The sequence below is a fragment of the Candidatus Aminicenantes bacterium genome (assembly GCA_026393795.1).
In the GTDB taxonomy this organism is placed as follows: Bacteria; Acidobacteriota; Aminicenantia; order UBA2199; family UBA2199; genus UBA2199.
The window spans coordinates 1-16,882 of record JAPKZL010000074.1 but is presented as its reverse complement, the minus strand read 5'-3'; the positions used below and the strand labels follow the sequence as shown (position 1 = coordinate 16,882).

Annotated in this window: 15 protein-coding genes; 4 read left to right on the top strand and 11 right to left on the bottom strand. The window is 60.4% G+C overall.

Features of this window, described 5'->3' with window-relative positions; all coding sequences use genetic code 11:
- Nucleotides 1–900: Glu-tRNA(Gln) amidotransferase subunit GatD (gene gatD / locus NTW95_03630; GenBank protein ID MCX6556513.1), on the bottom strand; the 900-nt coding region annotated here is incomplete at its 3' end.
- The gene (gene gatE / locus NTW95_03625; GenBank protein MCX6556512.1) at nt 897–2,921 is read right to left on the bottom strand and encodes a Glu-tRNA(Gln) amidotransferase subunit GatE; all 2,025 of its coding nucleotides are present in this window, start codon (nt 2,919–2,921) and stop codon (nt 897–899) included. The genes gatE and gatD, both read right to left, overlap by 4 nt.
- A gap of 416 nt (nt 2,922–3,337) precedes the next feature.
- Here gatE and NTW95_03620 point away from each other — a divergent pair, with 416 nt between their 5' ends.
- Together NTW95_03620 and NTW95_03615 are read left to right on the top strand one after the other, a co-directional pair.
- Complete coding sequence (locus NTW95_03620) at nt 3,338–4,444, top strand: VWA domain-containing protein (GenBank protein MCX6556511.1); 1,107 nt, start codon at nt 3,338–3,340, stop codon at nt 4,442–4,444.
- Nucleotides 4,445–4,468: 24 nt separating this feature from the next.
- Nucleotides 4,469–6,694 (top strand): VIT domain-containing protein, encoded by a 2,226-nt coding sequence (locus NTW95_03615; protein MCX6556510.1) that lies wholly within the window; start codon nt 4,469–4,471, stop codon nt 6,692–6,694.
- Between the two features lie 21 nt (nt 6,695–6,715).
- On the opposite strand, the gene NTW95_03610 is transcribed toward NTW95_03615, so the two are convergent.
- Nucleotides 6,716–7,111, bottom strand: coding sequence for an OsmC family protein (locus NTW95_03610; GenBank protein MCX6556509.1), 396 nt, complete (start codon nt 7,109–7,111; stop codon nt 6,716–6,718).
- A 37-nt stretch (nt 7,112–7,148) separates the two neighbouring features.
- On the bottom strand, nt 7,149–7,712 hold the full coding sequence (locus NTW95_03605) for a thioredoxin family protein (GenBank protein ID MCX6556508.1): 564 nt from the start codon (nt 7,710–7,712) through the stop codon (nt 7,149–7,151).
- 126 nt (nt 7,713–7,838) lie between these two features.
- Between NTW95_03605 and NTW95_03600 the strand changes: the two genes are divergently transcribed.
- A complete protein-coding gene (locus NTW95_03600; GenBank protein MCX6556507.1) occupies nt 7,839–9,308 on the top strand; it encodes a M64 family metallo-endopeptidase in 1,470 nt (489 codons plus the stop codon).
- Nucleotides 9,309–9,445: 137 nt separating this feature from the next.
- Nucleotides 9,446–10,018, top strand: coding sequence for a class I SAM-dependent methyltransferase (locus NTW95_03595; GenBank protein ID MCX6556506.1), 573 nt, complete (start codon nt 9,446–9,448; stop codon nt 10,016–10,018).
- Nucleotides 10,019–10,093: 75 nt separating this feature from the next.
- Here the strand turns inward: NTW95_03595 and NTW95_03590 are convergent, their stop codons facing one another.
- The 7 genes from NTW95_03590 to NTW95_03560 form a co-directional block, all read right to left on the bottom strand.
- Nucleotides 10,094–10,372, bottom strand: a complete 279-nt coding sequence (locus tag NTW95_03590; GenBank protein ID MCX6556505.1) for a hypothetical protein — start codon at nt 10,370–10,372, stop codon at nt 10,094–10,096.
- A 32-nt stretch (nt 10,373–10,404) separates the two neighbouring features.
- Nucleotides 10,405–10,683, bottom strand: a complete 279-nt coding sequence (locus NTW95_03585) for a hypothetical protein (protein MCX6556504.1) — start codon at nt 10,681–10,683, stop codon at nt 10,405–10,407.
- A gap of 86 nt (nt 10,684–10,769) precedes the next feature.
- Nucleotides 10,770–13,769 (bottom strand): insulinase family protein, encoded by a 3,000-nt coding sequence (locus NTW95_03580; GenBank protein MCX6556503.1) that lies wholly within the window; start codon nt 13,767–13,769, stop codon nt 10,770–10,772.
- A 30-nt stretch (nt 13,770–13,799) separates the two neighbouring features.
- Nucleotides 13,800–14,189 (bottom strand): TlpA disulfide reductase family protein, encoded by a 390-nt coding sequence (locus tag NTW95_03575; protein MCX6556502.1) that lies wholly within the window; start codon nt 14,187–14,189, stop codon nt 13,800–13,802.
- Between the two features lie 9 nt (nt 14,190–14,198).
- A complete protein-coding gene (locus NTW95_03570; protein MCX6556501.1) occupies nt 14,199–14,981 on the bottom strand; it encodes a hypothetical protein in 783 nt (260 codons plus the stop codon).
- Nucleotides 14,982–15,011: 30 nt separating this feature from the next.
- The gene (locus NTW95_03565) at nt 15,012–15,890 is read right to left on the bottom strand and encodes a hypothetical protein (GenBank protein MCX6556500.1); all 879 of its coding nucleotides are present in this window, start codon (nt 15,888–15,890) and stop codon (nt 15,012–15,014) included.
- A gap of 7 nt (nt 15,891–15,897) precedes the next feature.
- On the bottom strand, nt 15,898–16,882 hold a 985-nt coding region (locus tag NTW95_03560; GenBank protein ID MCX6556499.1), incomplete at its 5' end, for a DUF362 domain-containing protein.

Genomic DNA, 16,882 nt, shown 5'->3' with positions numbered 1-16,882 from the left:
GCGGTCGTTGCGCCGGCGCTTGTAGTCCTGGCGCAGCGGCGTGATCTTCTGGCGGTCGACCATGGCCAGCGGGATGTCGCCGATGGTGCGGAAGGTCGAGCGGTAGGAGGAGTGCATCTTGCGCACGCGCGTGCCGCGGTGCAGCAGGCCGTACTCGTCCGAGGTCGGGCCGAACATGCAGACCATGACCTCGGCGATGTCCGACTCGGCGGCGGTCTTGGTGGCATGCATCAGGTTCAGGGCCGCGTCGGACGAGGGGCGGTCCGAGGAGCGCTGCGAGCCGACCATGACGATCGGAATGGGCGAGTTCTGCACCATGAAGGAGAGGATGCCGGCGGTGTGGTGCATGGTGTCGGTGCCGTGGCCGATGACGATGCCGTCGATCCCCTTTTCGATCTCGGCGCCGATGGCCTTGGCCAGACCCTTGTACTGCTCGGGCCCCATATTTTCCGAAAAAACGGCAAAGAGCTTCTCGGTGGTCAGGTTGCAGATATCGGCCAATTCAGGAACCGCCCCGTAGAGCTCGCCGGGCGAGAAGGCGGGGATGACGGCGCCGGTGCGGTAGTCGAGGCGCGAGGCGATGGTGCCGCCGGTGCCTAGCAGCTTGACGTTCTTCTTCTCCTTGGAAAACGGGAACTGCTTCTCGGGTATCTTGTAGTGCGCCTCCTTGTAGCCGACCTCTTCCATGGCGTTGACCGTCTCGACGGCGATGCCGACGTTGTAGCCGGTGGCCAGCTTGAGCACGATGTGGCGCGGGTCGTCGTTCTCCGAGCGCGGCAGCACGATGCCGCGGAAGTCGCCGCGCGAGGTCTTGACCGTCGCCTCGCCCCAGACACGGATGTTGAACTTCTTGAGCAGCTCCAGAGCCGCACCCTTGTAGCCCTTAAAGAGGTCGCTCATCGGTCGCCTCCTTCGCCCAGGAGGGCCGCCAGCTCGCGCAGGGGCATGTTGCCCAGCGCCGGTCGTCGCAGATTGCCGGCGATCCAACGTGCCTCCGCGCCGGGGTCCTTCGAGGTGCGAATCTTTTTGAATTTTTCCTTCAGGATGGGCAGGGGCGCCAGGACCTCCTTGCGGCTCAGCTTTTTGAAGTTCACCGTGGTCAGCAGCGACTGGAAATCCATATTGGGATGCTCGAGCACCACCGGCAGCAGGAGCTTGATGATTTCCAGCTCTAGCTTATCCTGCTTGAGGAAGGCGAAAAGATCGTAAAGGCGCTCGAAGCTGAAGCCCGCCGCCGGCCCTGAAAGTCCCTGATAAAGGGGCCCAGAAGATCCCCGACTATGGGGCTGCCGGCCCAGCAGGTGTTTGAGGTCGTGGCCGAGGACGGTGGCGGCGAAGCGCGGCGCGACGCCGAGGCCGGCCTGGAGCTTTTCCAGCAGCGGCGCCAGGTTGTGCTTCAACAGGAAAGCGAAAGTATCTTCGGGGACTCGCCACTGGCGGAACTGGGCGAAGCGGGCGTGGACATCGACCGGGATGCCGGCACGCGCTCTTACGATCAGCTCCTCCTCGACCGGGATCGGCGCCGAATCGGTGTCGGGGTACATGCGGTCGGGGCCGGGCAGCACCCGCTCGAAGATGGTGGTCCCGTCGGCGAAGCCTTTTCGCGTTTCGTTGGGCACGCCGAGGAAGGCCAGCTTGCAGCGCTCGGCGATCGTCTCCAGGGCGGTCTTCACATCGTCGTCGGCCGCCCAGAACAGCAGCTGGGCGTCGGCCTCGCCCCCTTTCAGCAGCTTACGGATGCATGCGAACGTTTCCTCGTTCCCGGCCGGGGCCAGCGCCTCGGAATGGAGCAGGTTGGGCTGCTCGAGGCAGGCGATGACCTTCAGGCGCTCGCTGATCTCGTCGGCGAACATTTTCCCGGGCTGGGTGAAAAACGACAGGATGCCCCTGAAGCCGGGAAGGTTCACGGCCAGCAGCCGCATTTTTTTCTCCAGGCTCTCCTTCAGCCGGGATAAATCAACGGGCAGCGCGTCCGGGTCGACGGTCTTGTGCACAGGCGCCCATTGGCCGGAATCAACGCTGCGCTTGGCCAATTCCTGCTTGATCTCCAGCAGGGCTTTCTGGCGGAACGCCTCGTTGTGGACCAGCTCGGGGATCCGGGCGATATGGGCCACGCCCTTGATCTCCACCCGCGTCCCGCCATTGATGCTTACGTTGACGTCCTCGCGGGCGGCGCCGATGCCGGTGCGCACCTTGCCGGTGCTGCGGGCCAGGAAGCGGATGTACTGGGCCGCCTCGGCGGCCTCGTCGGGGGTCTTCATGTCCGGGTAGGTCACCGTCTCGATCAGCGGCATGCCCAGGCGGTCGGTGGAATAAATTCGGGTGTGGCCGATATCCGATATTTCCCGGCAGGAGTCCTCCTCGATGCTCAGCTGGATGATGCGCACCGTTTTCCGGCTGAGGGGGATCTCGCCTTCGATGCCCAGGATGCCGGTCCTCTGAAAACCGGTGGGGATGCTGCCGTCGAGGTATTGCTTGCGGGTAATGTGGAATTCGCCGACGATGTTGGTCTTGAGCAGCAGGGCGATGCCCATGGCGATCTCCACCGCCTCGGGATTCAGCAGGAAGGGCGGCGTGTCGTCGATCTCGTAGGTGCAGGTGGTTTCGTTCTTGATGCGGTAAACCACGACCTTGCGCGTCTTGAACTCCATCAGCGCCGTGCCGTCATACTCGCCCAGCTCGGAAAGGGTCGGCCGCATGTGGCGGACGATCTCGGCGTCGAAGTCGTCGTGCTCGTGGTAGCGCCCGGCCGGGCAATGGCAGAAAAGCTTCTTGGCGGTTTTCAGCTGCTGGTGCACCTCCAAACCGCATTTGAATCCCAGTTTGGCATAGGCCGCGGCTTCGGTCTGCGGGCGCGGAGTGTAACCGACCCGCTTCCGGCTTTGTTCATAATTTTGGCGCGGAGCGAAGGGTGATTTCATTTTCCGTCCTTGGCGAAGAACGTTTATCCAGCAGAGCTGGATAAGAACCTCAGATAGCAAATTCTAAAATTTGTCAAAGAACAAATTTTGAATTTGCTATAAGGCTCTAACTATATGTCCAAGCCGTTGGTTTGTCAAGGTTATACGGGAGAAGTTACGGTGAAAATGGATAAGAAAAATGTGTCTGCCGTGAGCCTCAGGAAAGGCTTTGGGCACCTGCCCGGTGAGTCGAGCGGCCATCCCATGAGCGGGGTTCCTGCACGACCGACAGACCGCAGGACGACGCCATGGGATAGCGAAGACGAACCTCGGCAGGTCAAAACTTTCCGGGCGAACGGCGGACACATTTTTCTTAATTATTGGCCGAACGGAAATTTTTTCATCCCTGCCGTCTAATAGCACCTCAAGGAGGCAACATGAAAAAAATGATCGTGCTCTTTATCGTCGCGCTGTGCGTCGGCGCCGCGGCCCAAGCGGCCGTTCGGCCGCAGATCCAGCTGGCCATCCTGCTCGACACCTCGGGCAGCATGGACGGCCTGATCGGCCAGGCCAAGGCCCGGCTCTGGAAGATCGTCAACGAACTGACCTCGACCAAGAAAGACGGCCAGACGCCGCAGCTGCAGGTCGCCCTGTACGAATACGGCCAGGACAGCCTGCCCGCGTCCGGCGGCTACCTGCGCTGCATCGTCCCGCTCTCCGCCGACCTGGACCGCATCTCCGAGGAATTATTCAAGCTCCAGACCAACGGCGGCCAGGAGTACTGCGGCCAGGTGATCGCCCAGGCGGTCAGCGAGCTGCAGTGGAACCGGAATAGCAATGACCTGAAAATGATCTTCATCGCCGGCAACGAACCGTTCACGCAAGGGACGATCGACTACAAGAAGTCATGCCGCGAAGCCATCGCCGGGGGCATCGTCGTCAATACCATTTTTTGCGGCAATTATCAGGAAGGGCTGCAGGGAGACTGGAAAGCCGGCGCCGACCTGGCCGACGGCCAATACCTGGCCATCGACATGAACCAGACGCTGCCCGTGATCCAGGCCCCCCAGGACAAAGAGATCTCCCGTTTGAGTCAGGAATTAAACCAAACCTACCTGGCCTACGGCACGGCCGGGGCCAGCGGCAAGGCGCGGCAGAAGGAGCAGGATGCGAACGCAGCCGGCTTAAGCAGCGAGGTCGCCGTGCAGCGGGCGGCGGCCAAGGCCGCGCCGCAGTACAGCAACCCCGCCTGGGACCTGGTGGATGCGAAAAAAGCGGGCCAGGTCAAGCTGGAGGAAATGAGTGAAGCCGAATTGCCCCAGGAGATGAAAGGGATGTCGGCAGAAAAACGCAATGAATACGTCGCCGCGCTGCAGGGCAAGCGCGAGGCCCTGCAGAAAAAGATCGCCGGGCTGAACAGCGAACGCGAGCGCTTTGTCGAAGGGGCGCTTAAAAACCAGGCAACGGCCGGCACCCTGGATTCCGCCATCATCGACGCCCTGCGCCAGCAGGCGGCGCGGAAGAACTTCCTGCTGAAAAAGTAGGCGCGGCCAACGAGGAGAAACAACATGCAACACCTACCCAAGTCAATGAATCGCCCCTGGGCATGGCTGGCGGTGCTTTTGACCGTCTGCGCCGTGCCGCTGCTGGCCGACGGCTTCATCGTTATTCCCCATCCGCCGCAGCCCGGACCGGTTTCGCCTTTCCCCCTGGAAGTGGTCAACCACCACGTCCAGGTCGACATCAGCGGCATGCTGGCGACGACGACCGTCAACCAGGAATTCTACAATCCCAATCCGTCGCGTTTGGAAGGCTACTACCTGTTCCCCTTGCCGGCCGGCGCGGTGATCAAGGATTTCAGCATGTGGATCGACGGCCGCGAAACCCGGGCCGAGCTGCTCGACGCCGCCAAGGCCAGGAATATCTACGAGGACATCGTGCGCCGGCTGCGCGATCCCGCCCTGCTCGAATACGACGGCCGCGGCGTTTTCAAAGTGCGCATCTTCCCCATCGAGCCGCGCTCCAGTAAAAAAATCCGCATCGCCTACCATGAGGTGCTGGAAAAAGACAACGGCGCCATCGCTTATGCGTACCCGCTGAACACCGAAAAATTTTCGGCCAAAGCCATCGAAGCGGTAACCATCACCCTGAACATTGAATCCCCGGTGCCACTGGCCGCCATCCATTGCCCCACCCACCCGGTGACCGTCACCCGCCGCGGCGCCAACCGGGCTTTGGTGGTCTACGAAAGCAGCCGCAGCCTGCCCGACAGCGACTTCAAGCTGTTCATCACCCCGGAAGCGGGGCGGCTGGGGGTTTCCTTGCTGGCCTACCGCGAGCCGGGCCAGGAAGGGATCTTCTTTCTCAGCGCCAGCCCGACGCCCGCCGGCGGGGCGGAAGAGATCGGCGCCAAAGAGATCGTCTTCGTCGTCGACACTTCGGGCAGCATGGCCGGCCGCAGCCTGGAACAGGCCCAGGGGGCGCTACGCTATTGCCTGGAGCGCCTTCATAAAAACGACCGCTTCAACATCGTTCGTTTCGCCACCGAGGCCGATTCGCTGTTCACGGCCTGTCTGCCGGCCACGATCGAAAATCGTCGCCAGGCGGAAAATTTCATCGCTCAATGGCGGGCCGCCGGCGGCACCAACTGCGACGAGGCCATGAGCCTTGCTTTGGGGGCCGCGACCGGCGCCGGCGACCGGCCGAGCTCCATCGTGCTGATCACCGACGGCAAGCCGACCATCGGCGAAACCGAGGAGGAGGCGCTGCTGCGCAAGATCGAGCAGGCCAACCGCGGCCACTGCCGGATTTTTCCGGTGGCCATCGGCAGCGACATCAACACCCACCTGCTGGACAAGCTGGCCGAGCAGACCCGGACCTTCCGGACATACATCGCCGCCAACGAGAACGTCGAGAGCGGCATCTCCCGCTTCTACGACAAGATCCAGTCACCCGTCCTGAGTTCGTTGCGCCTGACCATCTCCGGCGCCGTCCGCACCAGCCAGCTCTATCCGCACGAGCTCCCCGACCTCTACCAGGGGTCGGCCCTGACCATCTGCGGGCTTTACCAGGGCTCGGGCCCGGCGCAGGTGGAAATCGCAGGCCAAGTCAACGGCCGCGAGCAGCGATTCACCTTCCCCATCGAATTTCCCGAGCAGAGCCGGCAAAACGATTTCCTGCCGTCGCTCTGGGCCGCCCGCCGCGTTGGTTTCCTGCTCGACCAGATTCGCCTGCACGGGGAAAACAAGGAACTGCTTGATGAAGTGACCCGCCTGGCGCGCCTGTACGGCATCGTCACCCCCTACACCAGCTACCTGATCGTCGAAGACGAGCAGGCGCGCCGCGAGCGGGGCGATCTCGCCGTCGATGACATGACCCTGGGAGGGGGCGTCGCCGCCAGCCCGGGAGCCGTCGCCAAACAGAAGGAGGAATTCAGCCGCCTGAAGGACGACAAGTCGGGCAGCGGCGGCGTGCGCATCAGCAGCGAATTGCAGGCGCTCCACCAGGCCCAGGCGGTCAACGAAACCCGGCCCGGCGCAGACCGTCTTTCCGACCGCGAACAAAACCTGAAACAACAGGTCAGGAACGCGGCGGGCCGGGTCTTCTACCTGAACAACGGCATCTGGATCGACGGCAGCATCCAGGGGCTGGGATTGGTTCCGCTCAAGCGCATCGCCTTCGCCTCCGAGCCGTATTTCGCGCTGCTCAGGAGCGAACCAACGGTGAAAGCGTTCCTGGCTCTGGGGCGCAATCTCAAGTTCGCCCTGGGACGGCAGATTATTGAAATTTATTGAAGAAGCGTTAAAAGCGTCCGATCAGCGGCTGCCGCCGAAAACATGGAAGTGCGGCGGGTTTTCCAAGTGCTTCTTCACCGTGCACAACTGGGCCGCCTGGACCACGGCGGCCCGGTACTTTTCCGGAAAAGCGGCCGGAAGGATGATCTCGATGGTCACCATGACCACCAGGTGGGTGCGCGGGTCGAGCTCCATGGATTGGCGGATCTCGATCCCGCTCTCGTCGATGCCGCGCTGCTGGCAGAAGGAGAGGACGTAGAAACCGGCGCAGGTGCCCAGGGAAGCCAGAAAGAGCTCGAAGGGGGAAGGGGCTCTGTTGTCGCCGCCACCATCAACGGGCTGATCGGTCTTGTGAACGAAGCCGTTGTATTCGGCGTTTACCCTCTTGCCGCCGGGAAAATAGATTCTCATGTCCATGGATTCACTCCTCACTGATTGCCGCCGGCCGGCAGGTTCATTGGATGCCCGCCTGGTAGAGCAGCTGGATGACTTCACCATAGGCCTGCTGGCCTTCGCTGACGAGGTTTCCCTCGGCGTTGAAAATCTTGAAGTGCGGGACGGCATTCAGCTGGTACTGGCGGGCCAACGGTGAATAGAAATCGATGCCCTTGACCCCCTTGCGGTTGATGTCGACCGCCAGCACCACCAGGTCGGGCCGCTGCTCGTCCAACTTTTTCAGCAGCGGCGAGATCTGCCGACAGGGCGGGCAATAATCGCTGAAAAAATCGAAAATCGTGATTTTCCCCTTTTGCACATAGGATTCAATGTCGAACTCATTCCCGGGATCGAAGCCATTGATGGCCTTGGTTTTGTTCTGCTGGGCAAAGAACAGATAAACCAGGACGGCCAGCATGGCCAAAGGCAGCAGCATCCACGATCTGAAAAAACTATTCCCGGGCTGGCTGGCGGGATACCGTTTGACTCCGGCTTCGGGGCCAAGTTTCTTGACGATGGCCCCGCAATGGATGCATTTGAAACCGGTATCCGGTGTAAAAAGATGGCATTGCGGACATATCATGTTCGCCTCCAACGGAATCAATTTTATTTAAAAGCAGGAATTAAAGCAAATGCTTCATTCCAGCTGATTGTCTAGAACTGGGGCTTATGCTACGATGGTCAAGGAAAATGCAATTGGAGGCGAACCATGAAAACTAAAATCCTGCTTGCATGCATAGTGCTATATCCGGTATTGGCATCCGCCCAGGGCGATGTCGATTTTACCGCCTATTTTGCCGACCAGACCATGCGCATCGACGTCCATCACGGCGGCGACGCAAAGCAGGAGGCGCTGAGCATCGACAAGATCTATATCCAGGGGCCCTGGGCCGGCAACCCGCGCCGCCTGACCGCCGCCCCCGCCTGCGGACGCTACCTCCTCCAGGTGTTCGCCGCTGCCGACGGCGCGCTGATCTACCGCAAGGGCTTCGACAGCTACTTCGGCGAATACAAGACCACCGAACCGGCGGCGCAGGGGGTGGCCAAGATCTTTTCCGAGTCGTTGCTCGTCCCCTGTCCGAAAGGGCCGGTGCGGCTCGAGGTGGCGCTGCGCGACCGGCAGAACCAGCCCCAGCCCATTTTTAAAACCGAGATCAATCCCCAGGATGTGTATATCGTCCGCGAAAAGCTCGGCAACGACGTCCTGGTCATCGAGCAGCTGAAAAACGGCGCGCCGGCGGACAAAGCCGACCTGGCCATCCTGGCCGAGGGCTACACCGCCGCCGAAGAGGGCAAATTCAGGCAGGATCTGGCCCGCTTCAGCGCTCTGCTCCTCAGCCAGGAACCCTATAAAACCTTCCGCGACCGTTTCAATATCTACGGCCTGTTCAAGGCGTCGCTTGAAAGCGGCTGCGACGAGCCGGGCTACGGGACGTTCAAGAACACCGCCCTGGGCGCTTCGTTCGATTCGTTCGGCTCCGAGCGCTACCTGCTGACCGAGGACAACCGCGCCATGCGCGATATCGCCGCCCATGTCCCCTACGACGCCATCTTGATCTTGGTCAACCACCCGCGCTACGGCGGCGGCGGCATCTACAACCTCTACTGCACCTTCACCAGCGACGACCAGTGGCGCGACTATCTGCTCATGCACGAGTTCGGCCACTCCTTCAGCGGCCTGGCCGACGAGTATTACACCTCGGCCGTGGCCTACAACGAGTTCTATCCGCCCGGGGTGGAACCGCTGGAGGCCAACATCACCGCCCTGCTCGACCCCAAGAACGTAAAATGGAAAGAGCTGGTGACGAAGAAAACCGCCGTGCCCACGCCGTGGGAGAAAGCGGCCTTCGAGGCGATGGACAAGGCCTACCAAAAAAAGCGTCAGGAAACGAACGAGAAGATCGCCGCCCTGAAGCGCGCCAACGCCGCCAAGGAGGAGATCGACGCCCTGCAGGCCAGGAGCGACGAGATGTCGCGGCTGAACGGGCTCGACGTGAACGCTTTCTTCAAGCAGAGCCGCTTCAACGGCAAGGTCGGCGCCTTCGAGGGCGCCGGCTACGCGGCCAAGGGGTTGTACCGCCCGATGCTCGACTGCCTGATGTTCAGCCGCGGCCTGCGGCCGCTGTGCAAGGTCTGCGAGCGAGCGGTTATCGACACCATCCGCTATTACAGCGAATAAAAGATAAATTTATTTCTAGGCCAGCTCGGCGATTGGCAATGGCGTCAGATTCAAAGCGTTTTCGCAGTATTTCTCCCGATTTTCCTCTTGACAGCGGCGGTTCCGGAGAATATGTTCTTTTTAAGGGGGATCGGACCATGACAATAAACAAGGAAAAACAGGACCAGCATTTCCCGCTCATTACTTTTGACAACCCGCTCAGGCGGCTCTTCCTGCCGCCACGGCTGCTGACCAGGCCCTATGTCAAAGAAGGCCAGACGGCCGCCGACCTCGGCTGCGGGCCCGGTTATTACACCTTGGCCCTGGCCGAATACATCAGCCCCGGCGGCAAGGTCTATGCAGTCGATTCGGACGGGAAAGCGGTCCGCGCGCTCGAACGGAAGGCGGCCAAACGCGGCCTGGACAACATCGAAACATACGCCGCATCGGCCGCGGACCTGAGCTTCATCCCTGGCGGATCGGTTGATTTCGTTTTAAGCCACGGGCTCCTATGCTCGATGGCCCCCAAAGACCGCGAAGAGGCCCTGAGCGAGATGAAGCGCATCCTCAAGCCGGACGGGCTGGCTTACGTCAGCGTTGCCCGAGGGCCCTGGAGCTATGTCGATGACGCGGCTTGGGAGAAGATCCTGGCTGGGTTCTCGGTCACGTGGCGGAAACGCAGTATCCTCAGGACCCAGCAAGCGGCAGTCGTGTCACTAAAAAAGAGATAAGTTCCCTAATCCTCCGCGAGGGTGCGGCGTTTGCGACAGGTGTCGCCCTGCATGAGATCTTTGTACGGGTCAGGCTCAGCGGTTGGCGTTGGCGGCAAGGGCGGCGAGCTTGATTTCGTCGTACGCCTGCTCGAGAAGATTTTTTGCCCTGGCGGCATGGCCATTCATATCGAACTCATTCGCCAATTGCGCCGCGGACACCTTGTTTATGGCTCTTTCTATCTCTCTCTGGGCTGCAGCCAGATTGGGGTGGCGGCGCGGGTTTACCCGGTTGGAACCAACCGAAGCGCAACCGAATGATAGCCCAATCAGAATACAAACAACAATCAGAATTCTAATAGAGGATGATTTCATTCTGTTATCCTTTTTTTTCGAGTGCCGCTTGCTTACTTATTGGCGTTGGCGACAAGAGCGGCGAGCTTGATTTCGGCATAGGCCTGGTCGAGAAGGCTTTTTGCCTTGACGGCATGGCCGTTCATATCAAACTCATTCGCTATTTGTGCCGCGGACACTTTGTTGATGGCTTTTTCTATAAATGTCTGGGCTGCAGCCAGATTGGGGTGAAGTACACGACTTACATTCCTGGCATAAAGGGCGGCGCCGAGGGAAACAATCGCGATCACGACAAAACCGATGATGAAAACCCGCAAAAATTGAGATTTCATTTTCTCCTCCTTAATTTGCCGACAGAGAAAATCTACAGAAAAAATAAAAAATTGTCAATTTTACCCACGAGCCGGATATCGGCTTCCTACTGCCGCAGGGGTAGGATCTTTTTAAACAGCTCCTTGTCTTCGGCGATCTTTTTTTCATTGCCGACCACGCAGAGGACATTCTGGGCCATCACCGCTTCCACCATCTTGGCGAATCCTTTCAGGTCCTCGACCGATGTGCCCAGGATCTCGTCGCGCTCCTTTTGCAGCATGGCCAGGGTGTCGCCCACCAGGAAGCGGCGCACTGCGGTATAGCCTTTCTGGTTGGGGTTGAGGGGGCGGTCCCAGCCGGAGATGGTCCCGATGATCAGCCGGCGCAGGTCGCGCTCGTCCAGGACCAGCTCCGTCAGGAAGCGGCTGGCGCCGAGGTAGTTTTCGACCGTCTTCTTCAGGTTGGGATCGCGGTACGAGGCGAACGCCAGGAAGCCGGCGTTGTCCATCATGGCGAAGCCGCCGTAGGCACCCCCCTGCACGCGGATGGTATTCTGCAGATAAACGGTGGAGAGCAGTTGGTTCAGCACGTTCATCTTCCCGGTGTATTGAAAACCCAGTTTCTTGTAATCGTTCCCTTTTAACACGTATTGCACCTTCGACGCGTCCTGGAAGCCTTCGTTCAAGGGCTCCTTGGCAAAGCGGTAGGCCGCGGGCTTGAACTCTCCCAAGGGAACAGCCGCCAGCATGGCCGGCAGCTCTTTCCTGACCGCCGGCAATTGCCCCTCCTGGCAGGTCACGCCGACCTTCAGGCCGTTCCGATCGATCAGCTTGGCCTGCACCGCTTTGAGCTTGGCGGCGATCGCCTTCAGATCGGGCTCCCGGCAGATGCCGCTCAAGAACTGGTAATAGCCGAAGCCGGAGGTGAGGTCCTGGTAGGCGCCGCGATTGGAGAAGTAGGAAGCGAGGCGGCTCCTGGCGATCCCCAAGCCGTTGCGGGCCAGGTTCTGCTCGAACTGGGCTTTCGTGCGCAGCAGCAATTCCTTGAGCCGGGCTTCATCGTCCCACTTGGAAAGGAGCAATTGCTGTTTCATCAGCTCGGCCAGGCGGCCCAGCTTCTCCGGCATGACCTTGCCGCGCATGATGAAATACGGCTTCGTCCGTCCGTCATCGCGGTTGACGGCCAGCACGTCCAGGGAGGTGACGATCCCCCCGGTGTGCAGGTTGACCTGGTTCTCCAGGTCGCCGTAGGCGTACCCGGCGGTCGACATCATGCCCACCAGATCGCTGTAGAGCTGGACAAAGGGGATCAGCTCCTGGTCGACGGCGCCGGCGTCAAAATAAAGATCGAGATAAACGATCTCCTTGGTGAAGGTGTCGAAAAGCAGCAGCGGTACCCCGGCCAGGGCGTCCTGCTTGAGGGGCAGGTCCTCCTGCTTTTTCTCGATGTCGGCGATCTCGAGCAAGGGGATGGTTTTCAGCGCCTCGGGGTCGTCCTTGCGCTGCTGGTAGGCGATCAGCGCCTGGGCCTGCGCCACGATCCTGGCGATCTCCTCCGGGCTCATTTTCCCCTTGATCGCGGCCAGCTTGCTTTCCAGCTCCGTCGCCAGCTCCTTTTCGAGCCCCGGCTTGGGCTCCATCACCGCCGTGCAGGCATGGGGGTTGTTGAGCAGGGCTTTTTGGATGAGCGTCTCGAAGTATTTTTGGTCCAGCTTGGAGCGGATGGACGCCAGCTCCTTGTTGAACGACAGGGTGACGAACGGGTTGTCGGCGAACATCCAGCCGCTGGAGGCCATCATCGCCCCCATGATGCCGGTGAAGGCCCCGCGCCCCTCGCGCAAACGGAATTCCTGCAGGTTGATGATCCCATCCAGGGTGGTGCGGTCGAAGCCTTTGGCCGCGACCTCTTTTAATGTATCCGCGACCACCTGCTCGAATCGCGGCAGGTCCTTGGCCTCGGCGTTGGTGACCATTATCGTGAAGACGGGTTGCTGGACGGAATCCACGAAGGTCGTAACATCGCGCCCGATCCCCGCCTTTTGCAAAGCGAGGCGCAGCGGCGCCGCCTGGTGATTGACCAGGGCTTCGGCCAGGATGTCCATGGCGATGTTCAGTTCCTGGTCGGTGTTCAGGCCGTAGACGCTGCTACGGGCGATATAGGTCTTCCCGTCTACCGGGGTGCCCTCGGGTATTCCGTACTGGCCGCGCACCAGCACCGGCGCTGCCAGCGGCTTCTGCAGCGGGATGCGGCTGTCAACATCGATTTTGTCATAGCCGGAGAGATAGTGGTCATCGATGAAGGCCAGCTCTTTTTCCATATCGCCGTTGCCGTACAAATAGATATAGCTATTGGCCGGGTGGTAATATTTCCGGTGAAAGGCCTTGAACTGCTCATAGGTCAGCTGCGGGATGGCCTCGGGACGGCCGCCGGAAGAGTTCCCGTAGCCATTGTCCGGGAAAAGGGCCTTGTTCAACACATAATCCAATTGCCGCTCCGGCGCCGAATAGGCCCCCTTCATCTCATTGTAGACGACTCCTTTGTAAGACAGCGGTCCGGCGGAGGATTCCAGCTCATAGTGCCACCCTTCCTGCTGCAGGATCCTCGGCTCCCGGTATATCAGGGGCTTGAACGCCGCGTCCAGGTAAACGTGCATCAGGTTGGAAAAATCCTTGTCGTTGCGGCTGGCCACCGGGTAAATGGTGGAATCGCTGCTGGTCATGGCGTTGAGGAACGTCTTCAACGACCCCTGGGCCAGGACATCGAACGGGCTCTTGACAGGGAAATTTTCCGAGCCGTTCAGCACCGAGTGTTCCATGATGTGCGGGACGCCGGTATCGTCGGGCGGCGGCGTCTTGAAGGCCACGCTGAAAACCTTATTGTCGTCCTTGCTGACCACCTTCAGCAAGCGGGCGCCGCTCTTCAGGTGCCGGAACAGGTAGCCTTCCCCGTCCAGCTCCTTGATGAACTGCTTCTGTTCCAGCTTGAAACCATGAACCAGCGCACCGATCGGCAGCGAATCCGTTGATTGAGGTGTTTTGGCGTCGTTGCCTGTTAAAAGAATCACCGACAAAACGATAACGATGACTGTAAGGATTTGTTTTCTCATTTCTCCTCCTGCGATGAACCGGCGCCGGGGCTATTTCGCCGCCAGCAGCAGTTTTATTTTGTTCGTGATCTCCGCTTCGTCGCCCGAGCCGACCTTGATGTCGTAGATGTTGCCGTCTTTGCCGATGAAGACCATGGTCGGGATGCCGCTGACGCCGTAGCTGTCGAAGGCCGCGCCATTGGCCGCGATGGCGATAGGGTACTTCAAGCCGTTGCGCTCGACGAAGCCTTTGATCAGCTCTTTCTCCGCAACCGCTTCCACTTTGCCCTTGTTCTGGACCTCGTCGCTGTAGCGCCCGTAGAACTTGGTGAAGCCGATCACCACCAGCCCCTTGTCCTTGAGCTCATTGAAGTCCTTGACCAGGGTCGGGATCACCTTGCGGCAGGGGCCGCACCAGGGAGCCCAGAAATCGATGATCACCACTTTGCCCTACAGGGCGTCGAGAGCCAGCGGTACGGAATTGAGCCAGTTTTCCGCCGCGACGGCCGGGGCGGGCTGGCCGATGAAATCGAGCTGGCGCAGGGACGAGCGCAGCCACTTGGTGTTCGTATTTTCGGGATTGGCGCTGATGCCGTCCTGTAGGATCTTCTTGGCCTGGTCGATCTTGCGCAGCTTCACTTCCAGGTTGGCCAGGTTCATCACCATTTCGAGCCGGTACTCGGCGAACTTCTTGGGCAGATCGGTCGCGTCCAGGATCTTGTGCGAATATTCGCGCTTCACCAGGTCGTCGGGCGCTTCCAGGGCCAGGGCGATGGCGACGGCGAAAAAGTCCTCCGTGCGCTCCAGCTTTGCCTCGATCTCCTTGAACAGCGGCACGGCCTGGGCCGTTTTCTCCGTCTCGGTCAGGATCATGGCCTTGTACAACTGGCTTTCCTGCCACGACGGCCCTTTCTTGGCCGACAGCGCATTCAGCTTGCCCTCGGCTTCGGCGTACTTTTTCAGATCGATCAGGATGCGGGCGCGCAGCAGTTCGACCGGGTCAACGGCCGCGTCGGCCGCATGCTTTTGCAGCAGCGCTTCCAGGCCGTTTTTCCTTTCCGCCATGAGCTTTTCGAAGGCTTCCCGGCTGTTGACGGCAGCCATTTTCTGCTCGATATCGATCCGCAGCGTTTCATATTCACTCAGAAACATGCTTTTCGTCTCGGCCGCCAGGCTGGAGCCCACGGCGGTCAGCAGCAATAGAACCGTGATCGCTAAAACCGTTTTTTTCATCGGAACCTCCTCGACGGTCTCATCATACCATTATTCCAGGCGGCTGTCAGGCCGCTGAGCCAGCTTGACCAGGATGACCAGCTTGTTGGCGCGGATCTCGGCCCGGCCGAAATAGTTTTGGAAATCCTTGAAATTGAAAAAATCGGCGCCCCCGCCCAGGTCCTGGATATAGCGGTCGAGATGGCCGCGCAGGTTGGCGAAAGCGGCGCGGGCGGCGCCGTCGTCAGCGTAAGGAGCGACGATCATCGTATAGCTCGCCCCGGAGGCCTCGCGGTAAACGGCCGCCGCGGCGAACATTCTCCCCCCAAGCTGCAGGATGTCGCCCGCACCGAGGGTGTAAACCGCCTGCAGCGAATAGGGGCCGCGCAGGAGCAGGGCCGTCCCCGGCACCTGGTTTTCAGCCGGGAGGATGTCGAGTTCGCGCACGGCCGAGCCGGCGGGGATGGCCTGGCCGATCTGCTGGGCCAAGGCCGTCATCACCGGCAAGAGCTCTTGGCGGCCGCTGAAATTGTTTATAAAAATGAAATAATTGCCTTTCAACAGGGCGATCTGGAAGCGGTCGCCGCTGTGCCGCGCGGATATTCCCGGCAGCGTCGTTTCCCGGCTGCACTTGAGCAGGTAGATGCCCAGGGCCGCGGCCTCGCTTTCCATGCGGTAGGCTTCGATTGCGATCTCGGCGCCGGCGCCGGCGTATTTCTGCACCTGCAGCTCGATAAAACCCATCTCCAGGAAAAGTTCCGCTCCGCCGTCGATGACGTTGTAAAGGCCGGCCGGATCGATCCTGGCGCAGGGCCCGGAACGGACCCAACCCGGGGAAAAATTGTCGCCGGGAAAATCCAGGACCGCGGCTGGGACGCCGGCCAAAAGGAAAAAAGCGAAAAGCAGCAGAGCGGCGGGAAAGGTCTTCATGCCCGGCTCAAAGCTGGGTAAAATTTATTTTGGCTGGGTCAACGATGCCCAGGCCCAGGCGCTCGGCGTAGCGAAGGTATTCGCTGTACATCGGGTGCTCATTCACCCTGACGTTCATCTCCTTGCGCTTTTTCAGCAGCAGGTTGTGGCAGGTCATATCCAGGGCGAACGGATCGCTGGCAAAGAACAGCGTGTTCAAAAACCAGGTCGCCTGGGCCAGCGGGCCCGGGCCGCCGTCATATTGGGCGCGCAGGCCGTCGGTGATGTTCAGCACCAGCTTGTCGCGGACGGCCGGGAAGGCCAGCACTTCGGTGCAGACGTTGAAAAACAGCGGATTGTGCAGGCGGTTGGTGTTGCAGACGGCGCCGTAGCCGAGGTTCTTGGTGGCCATGGAAATGCCGTTGCCCGTGTTCTTGAAAACCGGGATATTGATGATCTTGGTCAGGGTCTTCGTCACGAGTTTGCCAAAATAGGAATACTTGCCGTTGAAAACGTGCTGGTTGAGGTAGGGCTTATCCTGGGGGGCTTCGACGTCGGCGAAATAATAGGCGTTCAAGTCGAAGTTCTTTTCGCTGACATGGCGCCCGTCCTTGTCCAGCCAGCTGCTGTCATCCTGGCTCCTGCCCTCGGCCGCGGCCTCGTCCATGGTCTGCAGTCCTTCGATGGCGATGCCCGGGTAGCGCGCCGGGGTGAAGCCGGCGTCGGCCAGCATGTAGTCGAAACGGTCCCAGATGACGATGTTTTTCGCCGGGATACCGCCTTGCTTCAACCAGTCGATCACGGCGTCGACAACCTCCAGGCGCGTGGCGATAAGTCCGGCGCCGACCGGGTTGACCTTGATGCCGATGATGTCCTTTTTGTCAAAAAAAAGTTTGCAGCTCTTGACCAGCGACTTGCCGGTCAGGGCGCGGATCCCCTTTTCGAACATCCCGGCCACCACCTTGCCGTCCACTCGCTCCTCATTCATGGCCCGCGGGTCGGCGACGGCGACG